Source organism: Streptococcus sp. HSISS2 (assembly GCF_000448665.1).
In the GTDB taxonomy this organism is placed as follows: domain Bacteria; phylum Bacillota; class Bacilli; order Lactobacillales; family Streptococcaceae; genus Streptococcus; species Streptococcus raffinosi.
This window is the reverse complement of sequence record NZ_CM002133.1, coordinates 1,733,953-1,739,092: the sequence shown is the minus strand read 5'-3', so window position 1 is coordinate 1,739,092 and position 5,140 is coordinate 1,733,953. Positions and strand designations below refer to the sequence as shown.

Annotated in this window: 2 protein-coding genes; both read left to right on the top strand. The window is 40.5% G+C overall.

Annotated elements, in window-relative coordinates; translation table 11 throughout:
- On the top strand, positions 1-2,125 hold a 2,125-nt coding region (locus HSISS2_RS07530; RefSeq protein WP_042767089.1), incomplete at its 5' end, for an SspB-related isopeptide-forming adhesin.
- A 413-nt stretch (positions 2,126-2,538) separates the two neighbouring features.
- A partial coding sequence (locus HSISS2_RS07525; RefSeq protein WP_167546415.1) for a Rib/alpha-like domain-containing protein occupies positions 2,539-5,140 on the top strand: 2,602 nt, incomplete at its 3' end.

Genomic DNA, 5,140 nt, shown 5'->3' with positions numbered 1-5,140 from the left:
TACTAAACTTGTTGATGATGATAAAGAATTGGCTAATAAGGTTGCAGATACAAATACCAACCCTTACGCTGATGATGCATCAAACAACGAATTGGAAAACTTGAATACTAAGTCAGTTAAACCTGGTCAAAAACTTTACTACCAAGTATGGCTTGATACAACTCAATTTGACGCTAACAACAAGGATCATATCCAAACTGTTGGTATCACTGATGACTACGATGAAACTAAGTTGGATGTCGATGCATCAGCAATCAAGGCTTACGATTCAGTATCAGGTGCGGATGTAACATCTAAGTTCGACATTAAGGTTGAAAATGGTGTTGTTACAGCTAACCTTAAAGATGGCTTCACTAAGTCACTTGGCGATGCTGAAAACACTCAAGTTATCGACACTACTAAGTTCGAGTTTGGTCGCTACTATAAATTTGATATTCCTGCAACGGTGAAAGCAGACGTCGCTGGCGGTGTGGATATCGAAAATACAGCAGCCCAAGTTGTTAACTACTACAACCCAACAACTAAGAAAGTTGAAAAACCAAACGTACCAACTGAAAAACGTGTTAACAGTGTTCCAATTTCAGTAGAATTCAACTTCACTAAACGTTTGGAAGGCCGTGAGCTTAAAGCTAACGAATTCAGCTTCGTGCTTAAAGATTCAGAAGGTAAGACTCTTGAAACTGTAAGCAATGACGCTAAAGGTAACGTTAAATTCTCACCTATTGAGTACAAGAAAGGCCAAGAAGGCACTTACAAGTACACAGTAGAAGAAGTTAAAGGTACTGACGGTACTGTTCAATACGACGGTATGAAAGCTCTTGTCACTGTTGAAGTATCACATGATGGTAAAGCCAAAGCTCTTATCACTAAGGTTACTGATCCAGCAGATAAAGAATTCAACAATACTGTTCGTCCACCAGAAAAACCTAAGTTCCAACCAGAGAAATACGTTGTTTCTAAAGAAAAATTCGATATCACTGGTATGAAACTTGTTGATGATGATGCTGAGTTGAAAGATAAAGTAGGCGATACTAATAAAGATCCTTACGCTGACAGCACAGCTAATAACGAAGCTGAAAACCTTAATACTAAGACACTCAAGAAAGGTGATAAGTTTGTCTACCAAGTATGGCTTGATACAAACAACTTCACTGACGCTCAAAATATCCAATCTGTTGGTGTTACAGATAAATATGACAGCGAAAACTTGAACATCAATGTCGCAGATATTAAAGCATACGACTCTGTAACAGGAGAAGATGTGACAGCTAAGTTTGACATCAAGGTTGAAAATGGTGTAATTACTGCAACATCTAAGTCTGACCTTACTAAGTCACTCGGTGATGCAGAAAATACTCAAGTGATCGATACTGCCAAATTGGCATTCGGACGCTACTACAAGTTCGATATTCCTGCAACTATCAAGGGCACTGCTAAAGATGGTGTAGACATCGAAAATACTGCGTCACAAATCGTTCACCAATACGACCCAACTAAGAAATCTGTTGAAAAACCAGAAAAACCAACAGAAAAACGTGTAGTCAATATCCCAACTAAGGTTGAGTTTGAATTCACTAAGAAACTTGAAGGTCGTGAACTTAAAGCTGGTGAGTTTAGCTTCGTACTTAAAGACAGAAAGGGTAATGTGATCGAAACTGTAAGCAATGATGCTAACGGTAAGATCAAGTTCTCAGCTCTTGAGTACAAACGTGGTGAAGAAGGTACTCACGTCTACACAGTAGAAGAAGTACAAGGTAACGATGCAACTGTTACCTACGATAAGATGGTTGCTACAGTTGTTGTTTCAGTAACTAAAGACGGTAAAGTCTTGACAGTAACTTCTCAATTGCCAGAAGATACTGAGTTCAACAATATTGTGACACCACCGACTCCTCCAACACCACCGACACCACCAACTCCTCCAACACCACCAACTCCTCCAACACCACCGACACCTCCAACTCCAGTGGTTCCACCAGTGACACCACCAACTACACCAGAAGCTCCTAAAGGACCAGCACTCCCTGAAACAGGTGATGATGCGTCTATGGCAGCTATGGCTCTCGGAGGAATCCTTGCGGCAGCTGGACTTGGTTTGGCAGGAAAACGCAAAAAAGAAGACTAAGATAGTTCAAGGTTAAATCCCTCAACATAGTTAGTTAGACTATTTCAGTTTTCGAAAAAGAGACTCATCCCATAAGGGGTGAGTCTCTTTTGTGTCTAAAAATAATCTGACAAATATATTTTTCTGATTATTAAATTAGTTATAGGGATAAGTATGAATAAACTTATAGAATTATTTTAAAATCAGGGGATAACTTATAAAAAGTATTTATAATGGGTTATAAAAAATTGTAATAGCTAAACTTAAGTGAGCAGATGTTTATATTATAAAAGATTATAAAAAAGAAAATAATAAAATTATGGGATTTTGTATTGAAAATTTACATTTTTTTGATAACATAATGGAAAGGGGATTAGAATAAATTTTTAGGAAGGGCAATTGGATAGTGAGAGATCCAATTGTTATGGAGAATTATGGGTAAAGATTTATTCAACGAGAAGAAAAGTCGTTTTTCTCTCCGCAAATTAAATATCGGAGTTTGTTCGGTATTGCTAGGAACACTTATTATGATTGGTGGGACTGCACAAGCGGATGAAAACACTGAAACAACGGCTGCTCCGATTTCGCCAGTAGCAGAAGCGGGTGAAACGACGGCGTCTTTGGTTGAGACTAGAACAGTCGCAGAGACAACTCCTGCAGCGACAAATACAGTTTCAACTACAGCACCTGCAACAAGTGCTGAAGCACCAGCAAGTACAGCGCCTGCAACATCAACAGCACCTGCAACAACTACGGAGAGTGCTACATCACAAGCTGCAGCAACATCAGAAGCAGCAAGCACGTCTGCAACTGCTTCTGAAACTGCACAAGCATCGACTTCAGAGGCTGCACCAGCAACGAATTCTTCTGAAGCAGAAAAACCACGCGTTCGTTCACGTCGTGCCCTTTCTCCAGCAAATGGCATCAGCACACGTTCTTTTGATTCTGAACTCCAAGATGCTGCTCAAAAGACAGCCATCTATAGTCCAGGGGAAAAGGGGCAAAAACAAAGTTACGCAGGTACAGTTTGGCTCTATCGTAATGGTACAATCAATAACGATAACCAAGAAGATGCAAAACGTCTTGCTAATGTTAATGTTTACCTTCAGTATGTAACTGGGAAAGGTTTTGTTTCTCCAGTTTATAAGACAACAAGTGGACAAGATGGAACTTTTGTATTTGACTTGTCTAAACCATTAGCAAACCGCCTAGGAGCAACAGGTGAGTTCAAACTTGCAGGGGACCCTAAGTTTGCTATCCGTACTTGGGTAGAAAATCCAGATCCAACAAAATACAATGTCATCAAGTCTGGTGACCAACGTACAGGTTTCCACGGACGTCTTAGCCGTTTGAATGAAACTTGGGATTTCACGGCTGGTATCAACCGTATTGTTGGTGGTCAAGTAGTTCTCCAAGAAAAACCAAATTCTGAAGACTATCTATTGAAACCAGAAGCAGACCGTCAGACAGGTGACCAAGCAGACGGCCAATTTTCACGTAAAGGCGATTATGGTACAATCCGTGGTAGAGTGTGGTACGAACTTCGTGACCCAAGTGGTTCTGACGCACGTATGTATAAAAAAGACAGCTACGATATTAACGCCACAAACGTTAAAGTAGCAGCTTCATACGTAAATGATGAAGTAACTCGTCTTTTTGACAAATGGAAAAGTGAACACTCTAATTACAAGCTTGACGATTTCAAGGCTGCTCAAGCTGAAATTATCAAAGAATATGAAGCCAAGAATGGTAAAGGATCACACATTGCTGAAACTGTCGTAGTACCAGTTGATAAAGACGGGAACTATCGTATTCCATTCCGTGGTCTTTATGGTGTGAGCGCTACTCAGGCTAATAGCGGTCTTAAAATTTCACATAAGATTTCTGACCAAGAGTTTGGAACACTTGTTAAAGATGAAGATTTAGACAATGAACATCTTATGAAGTGGAATGGAACTATTGGACAAAAACACCGTCACATTAATACGGATTATGTTTATGCCACTGTTCTTGTCAATGACTATGCTATTTGGAGCAATAACTACCAATCAAATATGTTTGAAGGTACGTCTGATGCTGTACTTCCAGTGGGACCTTCATCACTTGCGGCAGCAAATATTTCGAATACAAACTTTGCTCTAATCGCACCACAACCAATGCACGACATCTTGGTGTATGACAACTCTGATCACTTTGCTAAACCAGGAAATACTGCTGAAAGTACCACTGGTGGACTGATGCCGTCACGTGAATACCAAATCCGTTGGTTCAAAAATGGTCAAGCGATTGGAACAGCAACAACTGTAACGTCGACAGCAGATGGAACTGCTAGCTCAGTACCGTTTACTGTGCCATCTGATCTTACAGAAGCAGCTATCTATACGTCTGCTGTATTCCTTCAAGGTGAAAACACAGATGATCTCCATTCAGCTTTGGCACTTGATTCATTTACAGCCGTTCCTAATGAAGATGCAGATAAGTATACTCCGACACCTAAGGACCAAACAGTCAATGTTGGCGAAACTCCAGATCCTAAGAAATCAATTGGTAACGTAGATGATCTCCCAAGTAGCACTACATTTGAATACAAGACTCCAGTTGATACAACAACCCCAGGTGATAAGAGTACAACCGTCGTTGTGACTTACCCAGATGGTTCTAAGGATGAAGTTCCAGTAACAGTTAAGGTAGTAGATCCACGTACCGATGCGGATAAGAATACGCCAACACCTAAGGACCAAACAGTCAATGTTGGCGAAACTCCAGATCCTAAGAAATCAATTGGTAACGTAGATGATCTCCCAAGCGGCACAACATTTGAGTACAAGACACCAGTAGATACAACAACAGCTGGTGAGAAGGACGCAACAGTCGTTGTGACTTACCCAGATGGCTCTAAAGACGAAGTACCAGTTAAGGTAACTGTTAAAGATCCACGTACGGATGCGGATAAGAACACACCGACTGCAAAAGATCAAACGGTTAACACCGGCGAAACACCAGACGCTAAAGGTTCAATTGGCAACGTTTCAGATC